Genomic DNA, 23,322 nt, shown 5'->3' with positions numbered 1-23,322 from the left:
ATGATGCGCGCGAGGGCGGCGGGGGCGGGCGCAGTGGGTCAGACCCAGACGCCGCGCTCCTCCATGACCTTGCGCAGTGTGTCGATGTGATCGGTCATGATGCCATCGACGCCCAGGTCCAGCAGTCGGTGCATCCGATCCGCCTCGTTGATCGTCCACACGTGCACCTGCAACCCTCGCGCGTGGGCCGCGCGCACGAACCGCCGGTCCACCACCTGGATGCCCGACTGCGTCTCGGGCACCTGCGCCGCGACCGCCGACGCGCGCAGCGCCGCGGGCACGCCCCAGGACCGCAGCCGCAGGTTCAGCACCCCCCGGGTGCCGTACGAGGTGGCCAGCCGCGGCCCGGCCAGCCGCTGGGCGCGCACCACCCGGGCCTCCGAGAACGAGCCGACGCAGACGCGGTCCCAGGCGTCGGCGCGTGCGACGAGGTTCAGGAAGGGGTGGAGCGCCGCCTCCGTCTTGAGGTCGACGTTCCAGCGCACCTCGGGGAAGGTCTCCAGCAGTTCCTCGAACAGCGGGACCGGCTCCCCGCCCCCCACGCGCGCGTGCCGTACGTCCGACCAGGGCAGGTCCGCGATACGGCCGGCACCGTCGGTGACCCGGTCCAGCGTCGCGTCGTGGAAGGCGACGAGCCTGCCGTCCCGCGTGGCGTGCACGTCGGTCTCGATGTAGCGGTAGCCCGCCTCGACCGCGCGCCGGAACTGCGCCACGGTGTTCTCCGGACCGTCCCCGGCCCCGCCGCGGTGCGCGAACGCGATCGGCACCGGGTGGTCGAGGTAGGGGTGGCGTACGGGAGTGGTCACGGACGCAGTATCGCTCCCCGGGGTGACCCGGTGGCAACGACCGTGCTGCCGTCGGATGCCGCGGGAACGGCGAACACCCGCAGGAAGAGCTGGGCGAGCGGACCGATCGACACCGCGTACAGCACCGTGCCGACGCCGACCGTGCCGCCGAGGGCGAAGCCGGTCGCCACGACCGCCACCTCGACGGCCGTCCGCATCAGGCGGATCGAGCGACCGGTGCGTCGGTGCAGGCCGGTCATCAGCCCGTCGCGGGGCCCGGGCCCGAAGCGCGCCGCGATGTACAGGCCGGTGGCCACGCCGTTGAGGACGATGCCGGCCACAAGGAGGGGCAGCCGGACGGACAGCGGATGCGCCCCGGGGACCAGGGCGAGCGTGCCGTCCATGGCGAGGCCCACCACGAAGACGTTGGAGACCGTGCCGAGACCCGGGCGCTGGCGCAGCGGGATCCACAGCAGCAGGACGGCCGCGCCCACCACGATCGACACGACGCCGATCGACAGCCCGGTCCGCTCGGCGAGCCCCTGGTGCAGCACGTTCCACGGCTCCAGACCGAGACCCGAGCGGACGAGGAGCGCCGAGCTGGCGCCGTAGAGCGCGAGGCCGGCGTACAGCTGGATCAGCCGTCGTACCTGACGGTGTGGTGCGGACAAGGGGTCCCCCGGGGTGGTGGTAGTGGCCTGACCCGTGTCACTCTGTGGCTTGAAGGGACCGGCCATCCAGGTCCAATTCCGGGAAGGTGGACTGGAGTCATGACGCAGTGGACCTCCGCGGTGGGGGCCGCGCAGCTCGCGCGGCTGCTGAAGTCGCAGCAGGACCGCCCGGCGGGCCCCGGAACGCGTCGGCCGCCCGCCTACCGCGCGCTCGCCGACGGCATCCGGCTGCTCGTCCTGGAAGGACGCGTCCCCGTGGCCGCCCGGCTGCCGGCCGAGCGCGAACTGGCCCAGTCCCTGACCGTCAGCCGGACGACCGTCGCCGCCGCCTACGAGGCGCTGCGCGCCGAGGGCTTCCTGGAGTCGCGGCGCGGCGCCGGGAGCTGGACGGCCGTCCCGGCGGGCAACCCGCTGCCCGCGCGAGGGCTGGAGCCTCTGCCCCCTGAGGCCCTCGGCTCGTTGATCGACCTGGGCTGTGCGGCGCTGCCCGCGCCCGAGCCCTGGCTCACCCGTGCCGTCCAGGGGGCGCTGGAGGAACTGCCGCCGTACGCGCACACCCACGGCGACTACCCGGCCGGGCTGCCCGCGCTGCGCGCGATGATCGCCGAGCGCTACACCGCGCGCGGTATCCCGACCATGCCCGAACAGATCATGGTGACGACGGGCGCGATGGGCGCGATCGACGCGATCTGCCACCTGTTCGGCGGGCGGGGCGAGCGCATCGCCGTGGAGTCGCCCTCGTACGCCAACATCCTCCAGCTGATGCGCGAGGCGGGCGCCCGGCTGGTGCCCGTCGCCATGGCCGAGGGGCTCGCCGGGTGGGACCTCGACCGCTGGCGCCAGGTGCTGCGCGAGGCGGCCCCGCGCCTCGCTTATGTCGTCGCCGACTTCCACAACCCGACCGGCGCGCTCGCCGACGAGGACCAGCGGCGACGGCTGGTGGAGGCGGCCCGGTCGGCCGGGACCGTGCTGGTCGCCGACGAGACGATGAGCGAGCTGTGGCTCGACGACGACGTCGACATGCCCCGGCCGGTCTGCGGCTTCGACGCGGCCGGCTCGACCGTGATCACCGTCGGCTCGGCGAGCAAGGCCTTCTGGGCCGGCATGCGCATCGGCTGGGTGCGTGCCGCCCCGGACGTCGTCCGCAGCCTGGTCGCCGCCCGCGCGTACGCCGACCTGGGCACCCCGGTGCTGGAGCAGCTGGCGGTGAACTGGCTCTTCGCCACCGGCGGCTGGGAGCAGGCCGTCGAACTGCGGCGCGTCCAGGCCCGGGAGAACCGGGACGCGCTGGTCGCGGCGGTGCGGCGGGAGCTGCCGGAGTGGGAGTTCACCGTGCCGAAGGGCGGGCTGACCCTGTGGGTGCGGGCCGGGGGCCTGTCGGGCTCGCGCCTCGCCGAGGCGGGGGAGCGGGTCGGCGTACGCGTCCCCTCCGGTCCCCGCTTCGGCGTCGACGGCGCCTTCGAGGGCTATGTGCGCCTGCCGTTCACCGTGCAGGGGGCGGTGGCCGAGGAGGCCGCGGCACGTCTGGCGGCGGCGGCGCGGGTGGTGCGGAGCGGGGGAACGGCGGGCGGCGAGCCGCTGCGGACGTTCGTGGCGTAGGCGGGCGCCTGAGGAGTCCTTGCACTGTGCCGGCCCGGGCCGCGCCACGGGAGTGCGCTCGGGGGCGGGGGTGCGTCGGCGGACGGTCACATGGTGGGTTCGGCCACCGCCGCCTCGACCGGTACCGGCAGGGACTCGCCGTCCGCCGGGGTCGTCCGCGGGGGCAGCAGGTCCAGGACCGCCTGGCGGTGTGCGTCGCTCGTCGCGTCGTCGTAGGGGTCCGGGGTCGCCGGCACCTGGAGCCGGCGCACCGGGCCGGTGCCGAGACGGGCGTAGCCGCGGCCGGGCGGGAAGTGGTCGACGGGGGTGGTGTGCGGGCGGGCGCCCAGGAGCGGCTCCAGCAGCCGGGTCGGCGCGGGCCCGAGCACGACCCGTGCGCGCGTGTGCTGGCGTACCGCGTCGCTCAGCGCGTCGAGGCTGTCGAACTGTTCCGCGACAACGACGGTGACGTGGGCCGCGCGGCCGTGCCGGAGGGGGACCTGGAGGAAGGACTGCGGGTCCTTGCGGCCCTCCGCCTCGGCCAGGTGGGTGAACGCGGTGGGGCGGTCGAGGAGGATCCACAGGGGGCGCCTTGTGTCGTCAGGCGGCGCGTGACCGGCCTGACGGGCCTCGTTGGCGGCGACGAGCCGACGCTCCGTCTCGCTCGCCGCCCACTCCAGACTGGCGATGGCCCCGGCGAGCCCGACCTCGACCCCGAGGACGCCGTCCCGGCCGGTGAGGCAGGCGTATTCGCCGGTGCCGCCGCCCTCGACGATCAGGACGTCCCCGTACTGCAGGGCCTGGAGGGCGATCGAGCGCAGCAGGGTGGACGTGCCGGTGCCGGGCTGGCCGACCACCAGGAGGTGGGGTTCGGTGGAGCGGATGCCGGTGCGCCAGACGACCGGCGGCACGTCCCGCAGCTCCTCGCCGTGGGTGAGGGGGAGGGTGCGCTGGACCTCGGAGGGGTCGGTGAAGCCCAGCACGGTCTCGCCCGGCGCGGTCACGAAGCGCTGGGCGGCGATGTCGGTGGGGAGGGGGGCGAGGACGCTGATCGTGAGCTCGTTGCCCTCCTCGTCCCAGTCGAAGAGGTACTCGCGGCCTCGCCCCGCCTTGGACGCGAGCAGATGCTCCACCCGCGCGCGTGGTTCGGCCTCGCCGTCCGGGAAGTAGGCGGGGTAGTGGACGACGAGGTGGGCGATGCGGCCCGAGTCGTCGAACTCGAACGAGGGGAAGACCTTCTGCCACTCGCCGCCGTGGGCGTACAGAGGGGAGGGGTCCTCGGTCGTCGAGAAGAACGGGACCAGGGCCTCGTACAGTGCCTGGAGCCGCTGGGTCTGCGACTCGTCGGGGCCTTCGGGATCCGGTGGGGTGCGGTCCCGGCCCTGCCAGGCCGCCGCCGCCATCAGTGTGATGACGGCGAGCAGGGGGCCGTACGGTGCGAGTGCCACCGCCAGCAGTACCGAGGCCACCAGGAACAGCAGCGGCCCGCGCTTGTCCTTGGGGGTCTCGGCCCACTTGCGCCGCCCGGCCGAGGCCAGTCGGCGCAGACCGCGGGTGACCGTGATCAGCGGGTGGAGGACGTCGGTGGCGCTGTCGGCCGCCGTGCGGGCCAGCTCCCGGCTCCGGGCGATCTGCGCGCTGCCTTGGCTCAGGATGCGGGGGAGGGGGCGCCGGGCCACTGCTGTCTCCTGACGGTGGGAACGGACGAGGGGGTCCCCGGGACGGAACCTGGCTCAGTCCTGGGGGGACGGCGGAGGGCGCGGCGTCAGAACTTGATGCCGCCGAGGAGGCTCGCCAGGCTCTCGCCGCCCGCCTTGATGCTGGGAGCGATGGCCGTGCTGGCCAGGTAGAAACCGAACAGGGCCGAGACCAGGGCGTGCGACGCCTTGAGCCCGTCCTTGCGGAAGAACAGGAAGACGATGATGCCGAGCAGGACCACGCCTGAGATGGACAGGATCATTTGAGTTCTCCTGGTTGGTGGGGACAGTCACCCTGAGTACTTCCAGGCTCACAGGATGTATCTATACGATAAAAGGTGCAACTGGGTGAAAAAGCGGAGATTTCCCCCGTGTGGCGGAAGTTCGGGAGTGCTGCCCTCTCGGGCGAGTTGCGCCGGACCGGTCTCGCGGTGATCTTTGCCTCCGACCGGTCCGGCCATGTGCCCGTCGAGCCAGTACCCTGGCGATTCACCTGAACGGCTGTGACGAAAGGCGGTCCGCGATGACCGAGGCCCCCGACCCCGAGGTCGTGGAGCTGGCGACCAAGATCTTCGATCTGGCCCGCCGGGGACAGACCGAGGCGCTCGTGGCGTACGTCGACGCGGGCGTTCCGGCCAACCTCACCAACGACCGCGGCGACTCGCTCGTGATGCTCGCCGCCTACCACGGTCACGCCGACGCGGTCCGGGCGCTCCTCGCCCGCGGCGCCGAGGCCGACCGCGTCAACGACCGAGGGCAGACCCCCCTCGCAGGGGCTGTCTTCAAGGGGGAGACGGAGGTCATCCAGGCCCTCCTGGAGGCCGGCGCCGACCCGTCCGCGGGCACCCCCTCGGCCGTCGACACGGCCCGCATGTTCGGCCGCACCGAGTTGGTCGAATTGTTCGGCGCATCGTGACGCGGGCCGCTCCGATCAGGTAAAACACAGGTTCTGAGCAGGCAAATCAACGACCACGGGGGAGGCGGTACAAGGCCGCCGGAAATTTCGGTCGCGGCAGGCAGAACAGCCGGGTCATCATGACGTCGTGATTCACGGACGCGATGGCCGGGCAGGCGTTGCCGCACCGCGCGGGCCGTGATGCGGTCCGCATGGGCCACCGACGAGAGGCAGAGGAAGATGGTCTACAGCAAGCAGGAAACGGCGGGCGCACCGACGTGTTGTCACGCGGCCAGGTAGTGCACGTCCCCGGTTGCGTCGACGCTTGATGTGAGGCTGTTTCCCATGTTCGATCCGGTCATAGCGCCCAGCGGCACGCTGCTCGGCCTCCTCCAACGGGGCCGTGGCGACGGCACACTGCACGCGCTCACCGCTCCCCGCCGCGAGGCTCTCGCGGCCCTCAACCACTGTGTGCTGCGCGACCCCCGCCACGACTGGCAGGTGGAGAACCGCTCCCTGTACTACGCCCGTCTCTTCCTCGACCTGAGCGGCGAACTGGACGAGATCGAGGCGCACCTCTTCGACGTCGAGGACGTCCTCGACTCCGACGAGTCCCGCACGGGCCTCACCCTGGCCGTCCTCGGCCACCTCGCCTCCTACGGCAGGCGCGACGCCCTCGAACTGCTCCGCCGGTACGCCGCCACCGGCTCCAACTGGGCCTGGGCCCTGGACGAGCTCGCCCTGCGCGACGACGACGCGGGCCTGCGCTCCCTGGCCGCGCCCGTCCTCGCGCGGTTCGCCACCGACGCCGAGGGCGAGGCCGAGCTGGCCGTCGCCGTACGGGACGCCTTCGAACCACGGCCCTGGCGGCTGTGGGCCGAGGACCCCCGCGAGTACATCTCCACGCGCGTGCGAGCCGCCCACGAGACCGGCTGCTTCGACCGCTGGCAACGCCAGATGAGTCCCAGCGGCCCCCGCCCCGGCTGGAGCGTCCAGGCCGTGTTCGAGTGGGCCCAGCAGGGTCTGGAGCGCGGCGCCGCACTCCATGTCCCCGCCGCCCGCTGCCTCACCGCCGTGGCCGGACCCGAGGACCGGCCACAGATCCTGCGGGCGGCCGTGGACGGCACCGACGGAGCCCGGTGTACCGCCTTGCGCTACCTCGCCGACAGCAATGATCCCGACGCCCTCGACCTCGTCGAGGGCGCCGTTACCACCGGCACGACGGCCGTCGTGGAGGCCGCCGTCGACGCCTTCGAACGCATGCGCAGCGTCGCCGCCGTCGACCGGGCCCGCGGCTGGGTCCACCGGCCCGACGCCCTGGGCGCCGCCGCCGGCCGCATGCTCGCCTGCCGGGGCGCCGCCCGCGACAGCGACCTCGTCCTCGGCGCCCTGCGCGAGGCCGTGCGCGGCGAGGGCTGCGACGCGCCGACCCTGTGGACCCTCGTCGACGGCGCCGGGCGGCTCGGCATCGCCTGCGCGGCACCCGTCCTGCGCCACATCTACCGCGAGACCGCCTCGTCCCATCTGCGCGGACGCTGCGCCCGCGCCCTCGCCGCCACCGACCCCTCCTTCGCCACCGGCTTCGCCGTCGAATGCCTGTGGGACTGCGAAGAGGCCACCCGTGAGATCGCCGCCCGGCACGCCGAGACCGGTGACGCCCGCGTCGTCGAACGGCTCCGCAGGCTCGCCGCCGACCCGGCCGAGGAGGCCGAGGTGCAGACGGCCGTGCGCAGCAGGATCGGACCGGACACCGCCTCCGCCAAGTGACCCGGACGGGCCGACCTGTGCCCGCGAGGTGAACAGGGGATGACCCGCGGGTCGGACGGGCATGGACACCGTCTGACCCGCGCGGGTGCGCCCCGCAACGCTCACGGGACGTTCGGCATCCGGAAAGATCCCCTTTGACGCGGCCACGTCCAGCACGGCGACAACACCCGTATGCGTGTCGTCATCGTGACCGAATCCTTTCCCCCCGACGTGAACGGCGTGGCCCACTGCGCGCTCCAGACCGCCCGCCACCTCGTGGAGCGCGGTCACCACCCGCTCGTCGTCGCCCCGGCCACCGCCGCCGGGACCGGGCAGGACGCCCAGGCGCCGTGCCCCGTCGTCCGAGTCCCCTCCCTCCCGCTCCCGGGCTACCCCCAGGTCCGCGTCGCCCTCCCCAGCCGACGTGTCGCCGCCGCCCTCGCCGGCCACCGCGCCGACATGGTCCATCTGGCCGGCCCGTTCGTCCTCGGCGTCCGCGGCATGACCGCCGCCGCCCGGCTCGGCATCCCCGCCGTCGCGGTCTACCAGACCGACCTCGCCGGCTACGCCCGCACCTACATGGGCGCCGGCGAGGCCGCCGCCTGGCGGCGGATACGCTCCGTCCACGCCGCCGCCGACCTCACCCTCGCCCCCTCCAGCCCGGCACTGCACGACCTGGAGACCCACGGTGTCCCCCGCGTCAAACTGTGGGCCCGCGGAGTGGACACCGTCCGCTTCCGCCCCGGACACCGCGACGAAACACTGCGCCGCGCACTCGCCCCGAACGGCGAGACGATCGTCGGCTACGTCGGACGCCTCGCCCCGGAGAAGCAGGTCGAACTGCTCGCCGGGGCGTGCGGCCTGGACGGCGTGAAGGTCGTGGTCGTCGGCGACGGCCCCAGCCGGGCCCACCTGACCGAGGCCCTGCCCGGCGCCGTCTTCCTCGGCCGTCGCACCGGCCACGACCTCGCCCGGATCTTCGCCTCACTGGACGTCTTCGTGCACACCGGCCCGTTCGAGACGTTCTGCCAGACCGTCCAGGAGGCCATGGCCAGCGGCGTGCCGGTCGTCGCACCCGCCGCGGGCGGACCGCTGGACCTGGTCGCCCACGGACGCACCGGGCTGCTCGTCCCGCCACGCGACGCGGAGGCCGTGCGGGAGGCGGTGTGGTCCCTGGCCGCCGACCCCGCGCTGCGGACCGCCTACGGCACGGCCGGGCGCGCCACGGTCGAGGGCCGCACCTGGGCCGCCGTCGGCGACCAGCTGATCGGCCACTACGCGGACGTGCTCGCCGCTCGCCGACCGGTGGTGGCGGCATGAGCGGCGGGACGGCTGGGACGCCTCGGACGGCTGTGACAGCGGTGACCGCTGTGACGGATCGGACGGCCGCCGGGCCGCCGGTCGAGAGCGGGCGGCCCGCGGCACCGGGCCGGGCGCTGCGGATCGTGCGGCTGGCCAACTTCGTCGCCCCCGCCTCGGGCGGACTGCGCACGGCCCTGCGCGAGCTGGGCAGGGGCTACCGGGCGGCGGGCCACGAACCGGTGCTCATCGTGCCCGGTGAGCGGGCGAGCGACCGCGACACCGAGCAGGGCCGGGTCATCACCCTGCCCGGGCCGCTGCTGCCGGGCACCGGGGGCTACCGCGTCCTGACCGACAGGCGGCGCCTGGCCCGCCTGCTGGAGGAGCTCGGGCCCGACCGCCTGGAGGTCTCCGACCGCACGACCCTGCGCTGGACCGGCAAGTGGGCGCGGCGGGCCCGGATACCGGCCGTGATGGTCTCCCACGAGACCGCCGACGGGGTGCTGCGCACCTGGGGCGTGCCGGAGACAGCGGCCCGGCGGGCCGCCGACGCGCTCAACCTCCGCACGGCGCACACCTACGCGCGCGTGGTGTGCACCACCGAGTTCGCGGAGCGGGAGTTCGTCCGGATCGGCGTCCGCAACGTCGTGCGGGCCCCGCTCGGCGTCGATCTCGTCGAACGCCACCCCGCGCTGCGCGACCCCGGGACGCGCGCCCGTCACGCGCGCGCCGACGAGACGTTGTTGGTCACGTGCACCCGGCTTTCCGTGGAGAAGCGGCCCGGTACGGCGCTCGACGCCCTGGAGGCCCTGGTCCGGCGCGGGACGCGGGCGGTGCTGGTCGTCGCAGGCGACGGCCCGCTGCGCGGGCGGCTGGAGCAGCGGGCACGCGAGCGCGGGCTGCCGGTCACCTTCCTGGGGCACGTCTCCGACCGGGACGCGCTCGGCGCGTTGCAGGCGTCCGCCGACGTGTGCCTGGCGCCGGGGCCCGCCGAGACCTTCGGGCTCGCCGCCCTCGAAGCCATGGCGTGCGGCACCCCGGTCGTGGTGAGCGCCTCGTCGGCGCTGCCCGAGGTGATCGGGGCCGCGGGGGCCGTCGCCACCGACGACGGGGAGGCGTTCGCGGACGCGGTGGAGACGCTACTGACGCAGCCCCGGGCGCAGACCCGGGAGCGGGCACGCGCGCGTGCGGAGTGCTTCGGATGGGGGACGGCGGTGGAGGCGTTCCTCGCGGCACACGACGCGACGGTGCTGTGGCGCGGGCGCGGGGAGGGGGACGGGAGGACGGGCCCGGTTCGTCGTCCCGGGGACGAGGGGACGGGCCTGTGTCGTTGCGTCGGGGGTGTCGGGGCGGGCCTGTGCCGTTGTGCCGTGGCGTGAGGACGGGTCTGTGCCGTTGTGTCGGGGGCGTCGGGACGGACCCGTGTCGTCGCCCCGCGCGGACGTCGGGACGGGACTGTGCCGTTGCGTCGGGGACGGGGAGACGGGCCTGTCCCGCCGTCCCGTCCGGTTCGTGGTCGCTGGCCGGACAGGGGCGCGGACCCTGCTCACCGCCTGCCTGCCCGCCTCGGCGGCGGTGTCGGCGGCGCAGGCCGCGCCGCCGGTGGCGGAGCGGTAGCGGGACGCGGCCCTGGGCACGCGACCGGTCCCACCGATGAGCCGGCGAGACACCGACGACTTCACCCGCCCTGACGCGGAGGAGAGGGGCGACCACGGCCGGTCCGGCCGTCAGCGTCGGCGGACCGCCACGAAGCGGATCGGGGTGCCGGGGATCGCCTGGGCGGCGGACGGGAGGTCGGAGGCACGGACGACCCCGATCACCGGGTAACCCCCGGTGGTGGGATGGTCGGCCAGGAAGACGACCGGCCTGCCGTCCGGGGGCACCTGGACCGCGCCCAGCACCATGCCCTCGCTCGGGAGTTCGCCCGGCCGGGCCCGTTCCAAGGCGGGGCCTTCCGTGCGCAGGCCGATGCGGTTGCTGGCCGGCGACACGCGGTACGGGCGCGAGGTGAAGGTGCGCAGCGCCTGCTCGGTGAACCAGTCGTGGCGCGGCCCCAGGGTCACCCGCAGGACGAGCTCGGCCGGCGGCGCCGGCTGCGGGGCGACGTCCGGGTACGCGCGGGGGGCGAGGCCCGGGGGCCCGAGGGGGAGGACCGCGCCGTCCGCGAGAGGGACGGGACCGAGGCCGGAGAGCAGGTCCGTGGAGCGGCTGCCGAGGACGGGCTCCACGGCGATGCCACCGGTGACGGCCACATAGCTGCGCAGACCCGAGACGGCGGCCCCGACGTCCAGCACCGCCCCGGCGGGCACGCGCACGGGCGCACCCCAGGCGGCCGGGCGACCGTCAACCGTGACCGCGCAGGGCGCCCCCGCCACGGCCACCGTCACATCGCACCGCGGCCTGAGGGCGCAGCCGGTGACCAGGGTTTCCAGGACGGCCGCGTCGGCGCCGTTGCCGACCAGCCGGTTGCCGAGCGCCGCGGCCGGCGGGTCCAGGGCGCCGGAGCGGGGCACCCCGAGGTGTGCGTGGCCGGGCCGGCCCCGGTCCTGCACGGTGGTCAGGGCCCCGGCGCGGACGACGTAGAGCGCACGGTCGGTCATCCGGCGCCCTCCTGGTCCACCGGGACGAAACGCACCCGCGCCCCCGGCGTCAGCAGCGCGGCCGGCACGCGCGTGTGGTCCCACAGCACGGCGTCCGTGGTGCCGATGAGCTGCCAGCCGCCCGGCGACGAACGCGGGTACACGCCCGTGTACGGCCCCGCCAGCGCCACCGAACCCGCTGGGACGGCGGTGCGCGGGGTGCCCCGGCGCGGCACGTCGTAGCGCGGCGGCAGGCCGGTCAGGTAGCCGAACCCGGGCGCGAAGCCACAGAAGGCGACGCGGAACTCGGTGGCGGCGTGGATGCGGGCCACCTCGCCCGCGCGGACGCCCCAGTGCGCGGCGACGTCCGCGAGGTCGGGGCCGTCGTAGCGCACCGGCAGGTCGATCACCGCGCTCGACGCCGGGGGAGCGGGCGGGAGGGCGGCCGCGGTCAGTTCGGAAACCCGACGGACGGGATCGTCCACGCCGTCGAGGAGGACCGTGCGGGCCGCGGGGACGATCTCGCGGGCGGCCAGCGAGCCCTCCGCGCGGCGGCGGAGCAGCTCGGCGTGCAGGGCCTGGGCCTCCTCGACCGAGTGCACCTCGATGAGCAGGGCGTCCTCGCCGACGGGCAGCACCTTCATGCGAAGGCCTCCACGCGCACACCCGACTCCTCCAGTCGGCGCCGGACCCGGCGGGCCAGCTCCACCGCGCCGGGCGTGTCGCCGTGCAGACACAGGGAACGCGCACGGACCTCGATGGGCGTGCCCGTGTGGGAGGTGACTGTGCCGGAGCGGGCCAGGCTCACCGACCGTTCGGCGACGGCCTCGGGGTCGGTGACCACGGCCCCGTCCAGGCCGCGCGGCACAAGGGTGCCCTGTTCGGTGTAGGCGCGGTCGGCGAACGCCTCGGGGACGGCGGGCAGGCCCGCCCCCGCGGCCAGCTCGAGCAGGCGCGAGCCGGGCAGTCCGAGCACCGGGAGCGTCGCGTCGGCGAGCCGTACGCCCTCGACGACCGCGCCGGCCTGGATCTCGTCGTGCACGACTCGGTTGTACAGGGCGCCGTGCGGTTTGACGTAGGCCACGCGGGCGCCCGCCGCCCGTGCGAAGACCTGCAGGGCGCCGATCTGATAGGCGACCTCGGCGGCCAGTTCGGCGGGCGGCACGTCCATCGCGCGCCGCCCGAACCCCGCGAGGTCCCGGTAGGAGACCTGTGCGCCGATCGTCACGCCCCGCTCGGCGGCCAGCTCGCACACCCGCCGCATGGTGGCCGCGTCCCCGGCGTGGAACCCGCAGGCCACGTTGGCGCTGGTGACGACGGACAGCAGTTGCTCGTCGTCGGTCAGCCGCCAGTGGCCGAAGCCCTCGCCGAGGTCGGCGTTCAGGTCGATCGCGGTCATGGTTCCAGTGTCTCCTGATCAGGCCACGCGGTACTGCTCGTCGCGGGCGTCGGTGAGGAACATCTGCCCCGGGGCGTGGGTGAGGGCGAACGGCGGGCGCGAGGCCATCACCGCGGCCTGCGGGGTCACCCCGCAGGCCCAGAACACCGGGATGTCGTCCGCTTCGGCGTCCACCGGGTCGCCGAAGTCGGGACGCCCGAGGTCGTCGACGCCCAGCCCCGAGGGGTCGCCGCAGTGCACGGGGCTGCCGTGCACCGCCGGGAGCAGACTGCTCTCCCGGATGGCCGCCGCCAGGTGCTGCGGCGGCACCGGGCGCATGGACACCACCATCGGCCCGTGCAGCCGGCCTGCCGGGCGGCACTGACGGTCCGTCACGTACATCGGGACGTTGCGCCCCTGTTCGACGTGGCGGATCGGCACGCCGGCCGCGGACAGCGCCCACTCGAAGGTGAAGCTGCACCCGATCAGGAACGTCACCAGGTCCGCACGCCAGTGGGCGCGCACGTCCGTCGGCTCGTCCACCAGCTCGCCGTCCCGCCACACCCGGTAGCGCGGCAGGTCGGTGCGCAGGTCGGCGCCCTCGGCCAGCACGGTCGTCCAGGAACCTGCGTCGGTGACGTCGAGGACGGGACAGGGCTTGGGGTTGCGCTGGCAGAACAGCAGCATGTCGTAGGCCCAGTCCGCGGGCACCGAGACCATGTTGACCTGGGTGTGGCCCGCCGCGACGCCGGCCGTGGGCCCCGACAGCCCGTCCCGGAAGCGGGCCCGGGCGGTCGTGGGGCTCCACGCGTGCGCGTGCTCGTCGAGGAGGGCCACCGGGCGGTCCTCCGTGAAGGTCGTGAAGGTCGGACGGTTCACTCCAGTTCCTTCCCGCGCGTCTCCGGCAGCCCCAGCAGCGCCAGGGCGGCGAGTCCGTAACCGATCGCGCCGAAGACCAGTGCGCCGCCCACGCCCCAGCTGTCGGCGAGGAAGCCGACGGTGGTGGGGAAGACGGCACCGACGGCGCGCCCGGTGTTGTACGTGAAGCCCTGGCCGGTGCCGCGCACGGCCGTCGGGTACAGCTCGCTCAGGAAGGAGCCGAAGCCGCTGAAGATCGCCGACATGCAGAACCCGAGCGGGAAGCCCAGCACGAGCAGCAGGGTGTCGGCGCCGCTCGGGATGTTCGCGTACGCCAGGATGCAGATCGCCGACAGCAGGGCGAACAGCCAGATGTTGCGGCGGCGGCCCAGCCGGTCGGTCAGGTGGCCGCCGGTCAGGTAGCCGAGGAAGGCGCCGGAGATCAGGAACGTCAGGTACCCGCCCGTGTTGACCACCGACAGGCCGCGCTCGGACTTCAGATACGTCGGCACCCAGGTCGCCAGCGTGTAGTAGCCGCCCTGGACGCCGGTGGACAGCAGGCCCGCGAAGACCGTCGTGCGCAGCAGCCGGCCCCGGAAGATGGCCCTGAACGAGCCCTTCCCCGCGCTCTGTTCCCGCGCGGCGACGGCGGTCGGCGCGTCCTGCACCCGCCGGCGCATCCACACCACGAGCAGTGCCGGCAGGGCGCCCGTCCAGAACATCACGCGCCAGGCGACGTCGTCGCCGAAGAACGAGAAGACCAGGGTGTAGACGATCGCCGCCAGTCCCCAGCCGACGGCCCACGAGCTCTGGATCACGCCGAGGGTGCGGCCCCGGTGCCGGGCGCTCGCGTACTCGGCGACCAGGATCGCGCCGACGGCCCACTCGCCGCCGAAGCCGAGGCCCTGCAGGGCGCGGAAGACCAGCAGCGTCTCGTAGGTGGGCGCGAATCCGCAGGCGACGGTGAAGACGGCGTACGTGATCACCGTGATCATCAGGGCCTTGACCCGGCCGATCCGGTCCGCCAGCACGCCCGCGAGGGCCCCGCCGACGGCGGACGCGACCAGGGTGACCGTGGTGAACAGGCCGGTCTGGCCGCTGTCCAGGCCGAAGTACGCCGAGAGCGCGACCATGCTCAGCGGCAGGGTGAAGTAGTCGTAGGAGTCGAGGGCGTAGCCGCCGAACGCGCCGGCGAAGGCGCGGCGACCGCGCGGGCCGAGGGCGCGCAGCCAGGCCATCGCGCCGTCGTCGGTCGCCGTCGACGCGGACCGGGTGCCGGTGGGTGGGGCCTGCGGTGGAGGGGTCGTGCTCATGGGGCACCTCGCAGAGGGATGACGGAGGGTGCGGGAAGTGAGCCGTGCCGTGCGGCGCCGCGACGAGGGACGGGCGACGTCGTTCCCAGCAAGGTAGAGGATCGTTGAACGATCCTTCAATACCCCTGTTGTTTCGTTCTTCTCTCTGCGATTGAATTCCGGGCATGGCAGAGCAGCTGGCGGGACTGGCCGACGACCGAGCCCTTCTGGGGCGCACCAGCACGGCCGAGCGCGTCTCGGACATCCTCAGGAGCCGCATCGCCGAGGGCTACTTCCCGCCGGGGACACGCCTGTCGGAGGACAGCATCGGCGGGGCGCTCGGGGTCTCCCGCAACACCCTGCGCGAGGCGTTCCGGCTGCTCACCCACGAGCGCCTGCTCGTCCACGAACTGAACCGGGGCGTGTTCGTGCGGGTCCTGACCGTGGAGGACGTCGAGGACATCTACCGCACGCGGGCGCTCGTCGAGTGCGCCGTCGTCCGCGGACTCGGCGAACCGCCGTACGAGCTCCGGGCGCTCCGGGCGGCCGTCACCGAGGGCCAGGTCGCGGCCGTCGAGAACGACTGGAAAGGGCTGGGCACCGCCAACATCCACTTCCACCGGGAGCTGGTCGCCCTGGCCCGCAGCGCCCGCACCGACGAGCTGATGCGCAGTGTCTTCGCCGAGCTGCGCCTGGCCTTCCACGTCGTGGACGACCCCCGGCGGCTGCACGAGCCCTACCTCATGCGCAACCGCCAGATCCTCCAGGCCCTGGAGGCCGGCGACAAGGGCGGCGCGGAGCGGCTCCTCGAGGTCTACCTCCAGGACTCGCTGGAGCGGGTCGTCGAGGTGTACCGGCGCCGGGTGGGCGCGGAGGGGCGCGGCGACTGAGGTTTCCCCGGGGGAGGCGCCGGAGACCGAGGTCTCCACGGGGGAAGGGGCGCGGCGACCCAGGCCGATCCTCCTGGTGGAACGAGGCGTCCGAAGCCTCTCGGTCCGGGGCGTCGGCCGAGGCCTTCACGCACGGTGATGGGCGGCGACGAGCCCCCCGCAGACGGGTGCGTGGCGACCGAGGCCTCCCCGCAGATGGGTGCGTGGCGACCGAGGCCTTTCCGTACGGTGGTGCGTGGCGACCGAGGCCTTTCAATACGTGGTGCGCCACCTGAGGTTCCTCCCGCCGGAGGGACGCGGCGACCGCGGCCGTCTCGCGTTTCCGTGACGACGGTCGCTTCTGCGCCGTTTGGGTCGTTGTCAGACCGAGGACCTAGTCTGTGCACCGTGACATCGCCTGCTCCGACGGACCGTGTTCCGCCCCAGTTCAGCGCGGGGCCGCGCCCCGCTCCGGGTCCGGCCGCCGACGAGGGACTGGCGCGGCGCCTGCGCGCGCTCGCCTGCACCGCGCCCCTGCACGACCTCGACGCGCGCAAGGCCAACCTGGCCGGTGAGTACTCGGTGTACGGCATGGCGGAGATCGCCCTCGCCGCCATCGACCTCGTCACGCTCAACATGGACTTCGACACCGGCGCCGACCACGACCAGATCGTGGCCCGCCTCGTCCCACGCATCGCCGCGCAGGCCCCGCAGCGCCCCACCGGGGAACACGAGCGGGTGGCCCGCTGGGTCCTGGAGAACCTCGTCAACGTCGGCAGCGTCGACCGCGGCTTCCGCGCCGTCTACGGCACCTTCACGGCCGACGGCACCTATGTGCGCCGCGACTACGACTTCAAGCTCATCGAGGAGGTCCCCGGGTACGGCGGCGCGGTCTACCTCCGCACCACGGACGAGGCGGTGAACGTCTTGGTCGGTGCCCTCGACACCGACGTCACCAGCGCGCAGATCGCCGCCGAGGTCAAGCTCGAGGTCCTCATCCGGCGCGGCCGCCTCGCCGACGCCCAACTCGCCGCCGAGCAGGCCCGCTACCGGACCGTGCAGTACTCGGAGACCCTGCGCAGGGCCCTCGACGCGACCCGGCGCAACGTCCGGGCCGTCGACTGGCTCAACGCCGTCCCCGACATGATCGCCGAGGCCCTCGACCATGTCGCCGACCGCTACCGGCACGAGAACGCGATCCTCACCAACATCCGCAAGGCACGCGACGAGTCCGAGGACCCCGAGCACAAGCGGCGCGCGGCCGAACTCGTCGACATCGTCAAGGACTGCATCCGTCGGCACACCCAGTTGCAGTCGCGGCTGCTGGAGGCCGGGCCGCTGTTCCGCGCCGAACAGGACCGGCAGGCGTTCGCCACCCCCCTGACGACCTCCGGCATCGATCTCTACGGCCATCTGGTCGCGCCCGTCCTGCCACTGCCCCTGGAGCAGGCCGTCAAGGTCACCGACGCGTTCTTCGCGCGCGGCACCGGGCTGCGCGCACCGGCCTCCGTCCGCGTCGGCGACCTCGTCGAGCTGCTGCTGACGCCCCCGGTGGAGCGCGAACACCTCGGGGCGGAGATGCCCGAGCCCGACCTGATCGCGACGCCGGACGACAGCCGCTTCAGCGAAGAGCAGCTCGCCGCCGCGAAGGAACTCCTCGACCTGCCCGCCGACGCCCCGCGCAGGCTCTCCGGGCTGCTGGCCGAGGCGCGGCGCACCGACCCCGACCTGCCGTACCTGGTCGCGCTGCTGGCCGTGCACGCGGCCAGCCCGGCGGTCGGCACCGCCTACCGGCAGGGCGAGGAGAAGCTGCTGTTCGCCGTGGACGACGGCACGGAGCTGGACGACCACGAGTTCGGCGGGGCCGACCTCATCGTCGGCACGGCCCTGCTGGACGCGGCCGGCATGGCCGCCGACCGGACGGAAGCGGCATGAGCCGGGTCGTGAGCCGCAGGACGGAAGCGGCATGAGCCGGGTCGTGAACCGCAGGAGAGATGCGGCATGAACCGGGCCGTGAACCGCAGGGACGAGCAACACCGCAGCAAGGAGCCGACACCGTGACCGAGCACGTCGACCGGAGTGAACCGGAGGCCGCCGCCGCGCCGGTGCCCCACACCGTCACCCCCGCCGACGCCGCCGACGCGGCGCGGCTCGTCGCCTTCGGGCTGCAGCCCAAGCTCCAGCCCGCCCGCGACCAGGACTACGCCGAGCTGCTGCGACGCCACCGCGAGGACCCGGCGTTCGCACGGCTCGCCGACGCCGTCGCCGCCGGGCTCGGCCTCGTCGTGCTGGAGGTGTCCCCGCGCGCGGGAATGGCCGTCACCGCGGCCGAGGACTCCGTCTTCGCCGTGCGCATGGGCGACTACGCGCGCCGGACGTCCGCCGACGGCGGCGACCGGTTCCTGCACGGCCTCGCCCATCTCGCCGTCGCCGCCATGGCCTTCCCGCGCCCCGAGGACCTCGCGGACGACGCCTACATCGGCCGCGTCAGCGTCAACGGCGTCGACGCCTTCGTGCGTCAGGCCTGCCGCCGGCTGGAGGAGCGCGCCGAGGAGCAGGGCGAGAACACCGACCCGGTCAGCGACGCGCCCGGGCTGGAGGCCGCCTGGCGGATCTGGGCCCGGCGCAGCGCCACCGGCGCCACCAAGGACGCGCGCCGCCTCGCCGGTTCGACGACCGGCATCGTCGGCAAGGCCGTCTCCTTCCTCACCGACTCGGGCTTCCTCCAACGGACCGGCGACGACAACGGCGGCACGTACCGCACGACGGCCCGCTACCAGCTCCAGGTGCGGGACATGGCCGGCAGCGCGGCCATGGCCGAACTGCTCGACCTGGGGGTCGTCCCCGTCACCGACGGCACCCCCACCCTGCTGCCCGCCGAGAACACCGACGACCTGGAACTGGTGTCCGACGCCGGACTGCCCTTCCACTCCTGACGATCCCCGCGATCCCCGCCCCCCACCGATCTGCCGAAGACTTACGAGAGTCCGCCATGTACGAGCTGTCCCGGGTCCGCCTCTACTCCATCGGGCCCGCCGGTGCGCGCTACGCCGACACCGTGCTTGACCTGCGGGGCGTGGGAGACGTCGTGCCCGATCCCGCCCCCACGCAGGCGGAGTTCTTCGAGGAGGAGCCGGTCGGCCCGCCACGCCGCCCCGCGCCCGCCGGCGTGCTCTTCCTGGAGAACGGCGGCGGCAAGTCCGTCCTGCTCAAGCTGATCTTCTCGGTGATGCTGCCCGGCCACCGCAACACCCTCGGCGGCGCCAGCTCCGGCGTGCTGCGCAAGTTCCTGCTCGCCGACGACTGCGGACACGTCGTGCTGGAGTGGCAGCACGTGCTGACCGGTGAGTGCGTGGTGGTCGGCAAGGCCAGCGAGTGGCGCGGACGGCAGGTGTCCAACGACCCGCGGAAGTTCGCGGAGGCCTGGTACTCCTTCCGGCCCGGACCGGGACTGACCCTGGACAACCTGCCCGTCGCCGAGTCCAACGCCGTACGGCCGCCCGTGGAGGGCCAGTCGGGGGCGCAGGGACGGCGGCGGACCATGAAGGGGTTCCGAGACGCGATCACCGAGGCCGGGAAGGCCTACCCGCACCTGGAGGTGCACTGGGAGGACATCCACGACCGGTGGATCGAGCACCTCGGCGACCTCGGCCTCGACCCCGAACTCTTCCGCTACCAGCGGGAGATGAACGCCGACGAGGGCGAAGCCGCGGGCCTGTTCGCCGTCAAGAAGGACTCCGACTTCACCGACCTGCTGCTGCGCGCGGTGACGGACACCCGGGACACCGACGGGCTCGCCGACCTCGTCAGCGGCTTCGGCAACAAGCTGGGCCGACGCGCCGAACTGATCGCCGAACGCGACTTCACCGCCGGGTCGGTGGACTTGCTGGGACGGATCGTGGAGGCCGCCGACACGCGGGTACGCGCGCGTGACGTCCACACCGGCGCCGAACGGCGCACCCGTGCCCTGGCCCGGCGGCTGTCCGCGCGCGGCACCCGCGAACGGGTGCGGGCCGCCGACCTCGCCCAGCGCGTCACGGCCGCCGCCCACGCCGTCACCCACTCCGAGGGCGCCCGCGAGCGCAGCGCGCTGATCGCCGCCGAACTCGCCTTCCGCCACGCCTCGCTGGCGCTCGCCACAGCCGAGAAGACCACCGCCGCACAGAAGCGGGAACTCGCCGACGCCCGCACCCTGCACGCCGCCTGGCAGGCCGCCGAGGTCGTCCTGCGCCACCGCGCCGCCGCCGACCGGGCCGCACGGGTGTCCGCCGCCATCCAGGAGGCCGAACGCGACGCCGCGCCCGCCCTCGCCGCACGAGCCAAGGCCGCCGTCGACCTCGTCCGCGCCCTGCACGCGGCCGCCGGACGCGCCGAGGACCTCGCCAACGAGGAGGAGGAGCGCTCCGCCGCGCTCCAGGAGGTCGGCGAGGCCGCCCACCGGGACTCCACCTCTGCCGCCACCGAGGCGCAGCGCGCCCGCAGCGAGGGCGGACACCTGCGCCAGCGCCTCACCGAGGTCGAGCAGGAGACCGCCGAGGCCGTCCGCGCCGGCTGGCTGGACGACAGCGCGCCCGACGCCGACCCCGCTCGTGCCGCCCTCGCCGCCAGCGACGCCGAGAAGACGGCCGTCGCTGCCTGGGACACCGCCCGCGAGGCGTCCCGCCGGGCCACCGAGCACGCGCGCGAGGCCGCCTCGGCCGAGTCCCGCGCCGAACTGACCGCGGCCCGCGCGGCCGACGCGGCGACCGCGGCGCAACGCTCGTACGAGGCCGAACGCCGGCTCGCCGAGGCGCTCGCCGCCGAGGAGCGGCTCGCCGAACTGGTCGGCGTCACCGGCGGCACCCCGCGCCGCAGCATCCCGCGCCCCCGCCAGGACGGCGAGACGGACGAACCCGGCCTGACCCCCGAGGACCTCGACCGCTACGCCGACGAGCTGCGCGAACTCCTCGACGACGCCGTCTCCTCCGCCGAACGGCAGCTGTTCGACCTGCGGACGGCCGCCGCCGACGACTCCCGCATCCTCGGCGCCCTCGGCGACGGCGGGCTGCTGCCACCCGGCCCGGACGTGCTCGCGACCGTCGAGTTCCTCGGCGAGCACGGCATCCCCGCGCTGCCCGGCTGGCGCTACCTCGCCCAGGCCGTCGACCCCGCCGACCACGCGCGCGTGCTCGCCGCCCGGCCCGAACTCGTCGACGGCGTGATCATCACCGACCCCGCCTCGCACGCCCGCGCGCGTGAGGCGCTCGGCGAAGCCGCCCTGCTGCCCCGGTCCGCCGTCGCGGTCGGCACGGCCGCCGCCCTGCTCGCCCCGACCCCGGCACCCGACGCCGACACCGGCGACGTCTTCCTCGTCCCGCCGAACCCGGCCATGCACGACGAGCACGCCGCCGACGAGGAGCGCCGGGCGCTGCGCGCGCGGGCGACCGAGCGGGACGAAGAGATCCGCCGGCTCGCGGCCCGTCTCGGCAAGGACCGCGAGCTGGCCGCACGGCTCGCGTCCTGGCGCACGGGCTGTCCCGCGGGCCGCCTGGTGGAGCTGGCGGAGGCGGCCCGGGAGGCGCGCGCGTTCGCCGAGGAGACCGAGGCCGAGCTCGCCGAGGCGCGGACGGTGCGCGCGGAGGCCGACGAGGTCGCCGCCGAAGCCGCCCAGGTCCGCGACGAGCGGCAGGAGGCCGCCCAGAAGGCCCGGCGTGCCGCCGACGCCCTCGCCGGCCTCGCGTTCCGGCTGCGCGAACGCGCCGGCTGGCAGGTCAGACTGCGCGAGCTCGCCGACGAGGCCGCCGAGTCCGAAGCCCGCGCCCAGGCCTGCCTGGAACGCGCCCGCGCCGCCGACGAGGACCGCCGGGCCGCCCAGCGCGCCGCCGACGACGCCCGCCGCACCGCGCGGGCGCTGCGCGCCGAGCGCTCCGAGATCGCCGGCGCGCCCGACGACGTGCCCGAGGACGACGCCGAGACGCCCCAGGCGTCCCTGCCCGCCCTGCGCGAGGCCTACCGGGCCGCCTCCCAGCTGTACGAGAAGGTCGGCGTCGGCGCCGACCTGCGCGCCGAACAGGCACGGGCGGAGAGCGACGAGAGTGCGGCCCGCGCCGAACTGGACCGGCTGAGCAACAAGGTCCGCACCCGTGCCGAGCAACTGCTCCAGTCGCCCGACGGCTCCGACGGACCGTCCCGGCAGGCCGCCGCCGCGCGCGCCGAGGAGCTGGTGCAGCTCCTGGAGACCCGGATGTCCAGCGCGAGCGAGCAGCTCGGACGGCTGCGCGGCGAGGCGGAGCGGCACGCTCCTGAGGGCGGCGAGGCGCACACCGAACTGCCTGAGGACCAGCAGCCCCGCGACGCCGATCACGCGCAGGCGCTGCTGCGTACCGCGACGGCCGAACTCGTCACCCGCACCGAGGCGTTGAGCCATGCCCGCGAGGCGCACGCCGAACTGCTGGAGGCGCACCGGGCCGCCGAGGACGCGGCCGGAGGCTTCGACGAGATCGCCGCGATGCTCCGCGACCTGCTGCGCGAGCACCCGCCCGAGGAGGAGCAGGAGGAGCCCGAGCCCTACCCGGGCAGCCTTGAGGAGGCCCGCGCATCCGCCGCCGAGGCCCGCCGCTCGCTGCGCGGCTGCTCCGCCGACCTGTCGGCCGCCGAGGCAGCCGTCCGCGAGGCGAGCGACGTGCTCGTGCGGCACGCCAACTCCACGCGCTACGAACAGGTCCGCACCCCCGCACGGCAGCAGATCCGCGAGCTGCCCGCCTCCGCGCTGCCCGAGCACGCCCAGAAGTGGGCCGACGCCTTCGCGCCCAGGCTGCGGGTGCTCACGGACGAGCTGGAGCAACTGGAGCGCAACCGCGATTCGATCGTGGACCGTCTGCGCGGCCTCGTCGAGTCCGCCCTCGCGACGCTGCGGTCCGCCCAGCGGCTCTCCCGGCTGCCGGAGGGCCTCGGCGAGTGGTCCGGGCAGGAGTTCCTGCGCATCCGCTTCGAGGAACCCGACCAGGCCACGCTCATCGAGCGGCTCGGCGAGGTCATCGACGAGGCGACCCGGGCGGCCGTGAAGAAGAACTCCGACCTGCGGCGCGACGGCATGTCGCTGCTGCTGCGGGGGGTCGCGGCGGCCCTGCGGCCCAAAGGTGTCGCCGTCGAGATCCTCAAGCCGGACGCCGTGCTGCGCGCCGAGCGGGTGCCCGTGGGGCAGATGGGCGACGTGTTCTCCGGCGGCCAGCTGCTCACCGCCGCCATCGCCCTGTACTGCACGATGGCGGCGCTGCGCTCGAACGACCGGGGCCGCGACAAGCACCGGCACGCCGGCACGCTGTTCCTCGACAACCCCATCGGCCGTGCCAACGCCACGTACCTGCTGGAACTCCAGCGGGCCGTGTCCGACGCGCTCGGCGTGCAGCTCCTCTACACCACGGGTCTGTTCGACACCACCGCGCTGGCGGAGTTCCCGCTGGTCATCCGGCTGCGCAACGACGCCGACCTCAGGGCGGGCCTGAAGTACATCAGCGTCGAGGAACACCTGCGCCCGGGACTGCCCCAGGCTTCCGCCGGGGAAGCGGGACACAGCGAGATCACCGCGACGCGGATGTACAAGCGCCCGCAGTAGCGCCCCGACAGGGGCGCGGGGAACCGCGCGACCGTCCATGAAGGTCCCGCAGTCCCTCCGTGCCCCTCCGCTGTGGCGCCC

18 protein-coding genes are annotated in these 23,322 nt (G+C 74.4%); 9 read left to right on the top strand and 9 right to left on the bottom strand.

Annotated features, from left to right (window positions below):
• Window positions 1-38 precede the first annotated feature (38 nt).
• Window positions 39-806 carry a glycerophosphodiester phosphodiesterase gene (locus ACZ4YY_RS32985; RefSeq protein ID WP_468298620.1) on the bottom strand — a complete coding sequence of 256 codons (768 nt, stop codon included), beginning with the start codon at window positions 804-806 and terminating at the stop codon, window positions 39-41.
• The gene (gene yczE, locus ACZ4YY_RS32980; protein WP_468298618.1) at window positions 803-1,522 is read right to left on the bottom strand and encodes a membrane protein YczE; all 720 of its coding nucleotides are present in this window, start codon (window positions 1,520-1,522) and stop codon (window positions 803-805) included. The genes ACZ4YY_RS32985 and yczE overlap by 4 nt, the downstream gene beginning before the upstream one ends.
• A gap of 33 nt (window positions 1,523-1,555) precedes the next feature.
• On the opposite strand from yczE, the gene ACZ4YY_RS32975 reads away from it, so the two are divergent.
• A complete protein-coding gene (locus ACZ4YY_RS32975; RefSeq protein WP_468298616.1) occupies window positions 1,556-3,055 on the top strand; it encodes an SCO1417 family PLP biosynthesis transcription factor in 1,500 nt (499 codons plus the stop codon).
• A gap of 86 nt (window positions 3,056-3,141) precedes the next feature.
• Here the strand turns inward: ACZ4YY_RS32975 and ACZ4YY_RS32970 are convergent, their stop codons facing one another.
• Both ACZ4YY_RS32970 and ACZ4YY_RS32965 read right to left on the bottom strand, forming a co-directional pair.
• Entirely contained in the window at window positions 3,142-4,713 is a 1,572-nt protein-coding gene (locus ACZ4YY_RS32970; protein ID WP_468298614.1) for a hypothetical protein, read from the bottom strand.
• 86 nt (window positions 4,714-4,799) lie between these two features.
• Window positions 4,800-4,994 (bottom strand): hypothetical protein, encoded by a 195-nt coding sequence (locus ACZ4YY_RS32965; RefSeq protein WP_016434155.1) that lies wholly within the window; start codon window positions 4,992-4,994, stop codon window positions 4,800-4,802.
• Window positions 4,995-5,254: 260 nt separating this feature from the next.
• Here ACZ4YY_RS32965 and ACZ4YY_RS32960 point away from each other — a divergent pair, with 260 nt between their 5' ends.
• The 4 genes from ACZ4YY_RS32960 (at window position 5,255) to ACZ4YY_RS32945 (ending at window position 10,050) form a co-directional block, all read left to right on the top strand.
• The gene (locus tag ACZ4YY_RS32960; protein WP_468298612.1) at window positions 5,255-5,647 is read left to right on the top strand and encodes an ankyrin repeat domain-containing protein; all 393 of its coding nucleotides are present in this window, start codon (window positions 5,255-5,257) and stop codon (window positions 5,645-5,647) included.
• A gap of 324 nt (window positions 5,648-5,971) precedes the next feature.
• Window positions 5,972-7,393, top strand: coding sequence for a HEAT repeat domain-containing protein (locus ACZ4YY_RS32955; RefSeq protein ID WP_468298610.1), 1,422 nt, complete (start codon window positions 5,972-5,974; stop codon window positions 7,391-7,393).
• Window positions 7,394-7,564: 171 nt separating this feature from the next.
• Window positions 7,565-8,692, top strand: a complete 1,128-nt coding sequence (locus tag ACZ4YY_RS32950; protein ID WP_468298609.1) for a glycosyltransferase family 4 protein — start codon at window positions 7,565-7,567, stop codon at window positions 8,690-8,692.
• A gap of 50 nt (window positions 8,693-8,742) precedes the next feature.
• On the top strand, window positions 8,743-10,050 hold the full coding sequence (locus ACZ4YY_RS32945) for a glycosyltransferase (RefSeq protein WP_468298607.1): 1,308 nt from the start codon (window positions 8,743-8,745) through the stop codon (window positions 10,048-10,050).
• A 348-nt stretch (window positions 10,051-10,398) separates the two neighbouring features.
• On the opposite strand, the gene ACZ4YY_RS32940 is transcribed toward ACZ4YY_RS32945, so the two are convergent.
• From ACZ4YY_RS32940 to ACZ4YY_RS32920, 5 genes are read right to left on the bottom strand one after another with little or no spacing between them, the layout of a single operon-like run.
• A complete protein-coding gene (locus ACZ4YY_RS32940) occupies window positions 10,399-11,271 on the bottom strand; it encodes a 5-oxoprolinase subunit C family protein (protein WP_468298605.1) in 873 nt (290 codons plus the stop codon).
• Window positions 11,268-11,894, bottom strand: coding sequence for a 5-oxoprolinase subunit B family protein (locus ACZ4YY_RS32935; RefSeq protein WP_468298603.1), 627 nt, complete (start codon window positions 11,892-11,894; stop codon window positions 11,268-11,270). Before ACZ4YY_RS32935 ends, ACZ4YY_RS32940 begins: the two co-directional genes overlap by 4 nt.
• The gene (locus tag ACZ4YY_RS32930; protein WP_468298601.1) at window positions 11,891-12,649 is read right to left on the bottom strand and encodes a LamB/YcsF family protein; all 759 of its coding nucleotides are present in this window, start codon (window positions 12,647-12,649) and stop codon (window positions 11,891-11,893) included. Before ACZ4YY_RS32930 ends, ACZ4YY_RS32935 begins: the two co-directional genes overlap by 4 nt.
• Before the next feature lie 18 nt (window positions 12,650-12,667).
• On the bottom strand, window positions 12,668-13,507 hold the full coding sequence (locus ACZ4YY_RS32925; RefSeq protein ID WP_468298599.1) for a putative hydro-lyase: 840 nt from the start codon (window positions 13,505-13,507) through the stop codon (window positions 12,668-12,670).
• Window positions 13,504-14,799 (bottom strand): MFS transporter, encoded by a 1,296-nt coding sequence (locus tag ACZ4YY_RS32920; RefSeq protein WP_468298597.1) that lies wholly within the window; start codon window positions 14,797-14,799, stop codon window positions 13,504-13,506. The genes ACZ4YY_RS32925 and ACZ4YY_RS32920 overlap by 4 nt, the downstream gene beginning before the upstream one ends.
• Before the next feature lie 164 nt (window positions 14,800-14,963).
• Here ACZ4YY_RS32920 and ACZ4YY_RS32915 point away from each other — a divergent pair, with 164 nt between their 5' ends.
• From ACZ4YY_RS32915 to ACZ4YY_RS32900, 4 genes are all read left to right on the top strand, one after another.
• Window positions 14,964-15,668 carry a GntR family transcriptional regulator gene (locus tag ACZ4YY_RS32915; RefSeq protein ID WP_468298595.1) on the top strand — a complete coding sequence of 235 codons (705 nt, stop codon included), beginning with the start codon at window positions 14,964-14,966 and terminating at the stop codon, window positions 15,666-15,668.
• Window positions 15,669-16,055: 387 nt separating this feature from the next.
• Window positions 16,056-17,582: a hypothetical protein gene (locus tag ACZ4YY_RS32910; RefSeq protein ID WP_468298594.1), complete on the top strand. Its 1,527-nt coding sequence runs from the start codon at window positions 16,056-16,058 to the stop codon at window positions 17,580-17,582.
• A gap of 122 nt (window positions 17,583-17,704) precedes the next feature.
• Entirely contained in the window at window positions 17,705-18,583 is an 879-nt protein-coding gene (locus tag ACZ4YY_RS32905; RefSeq protein WP_468298592.1) for a hypothetical protein, read from the top strand.
• A gap of 56 nt (window positions 18,584-18,639) precedes the next feature.
• Window positions 18,640-23,241, top strand: coding sequence for a hypothetical protein (locus tag ACZ4YY_RS32900; RefSeq protein WP_468298590.1), 4,602 nt, complete (start codon window positions 18,640-18,642; stop codon window positions 23,239-23,241).
• Window positions 23,242-23,322: the final 81 nt, after the last annotated feature.

This window comes from Streptomyces sp. NPDC030143 (genome assembly GCF_055573695.1).
Note: the sequence above shows the minus strand (reverse complement) of the source record. Positions and strands in the feature narration are given on the sequence as shown.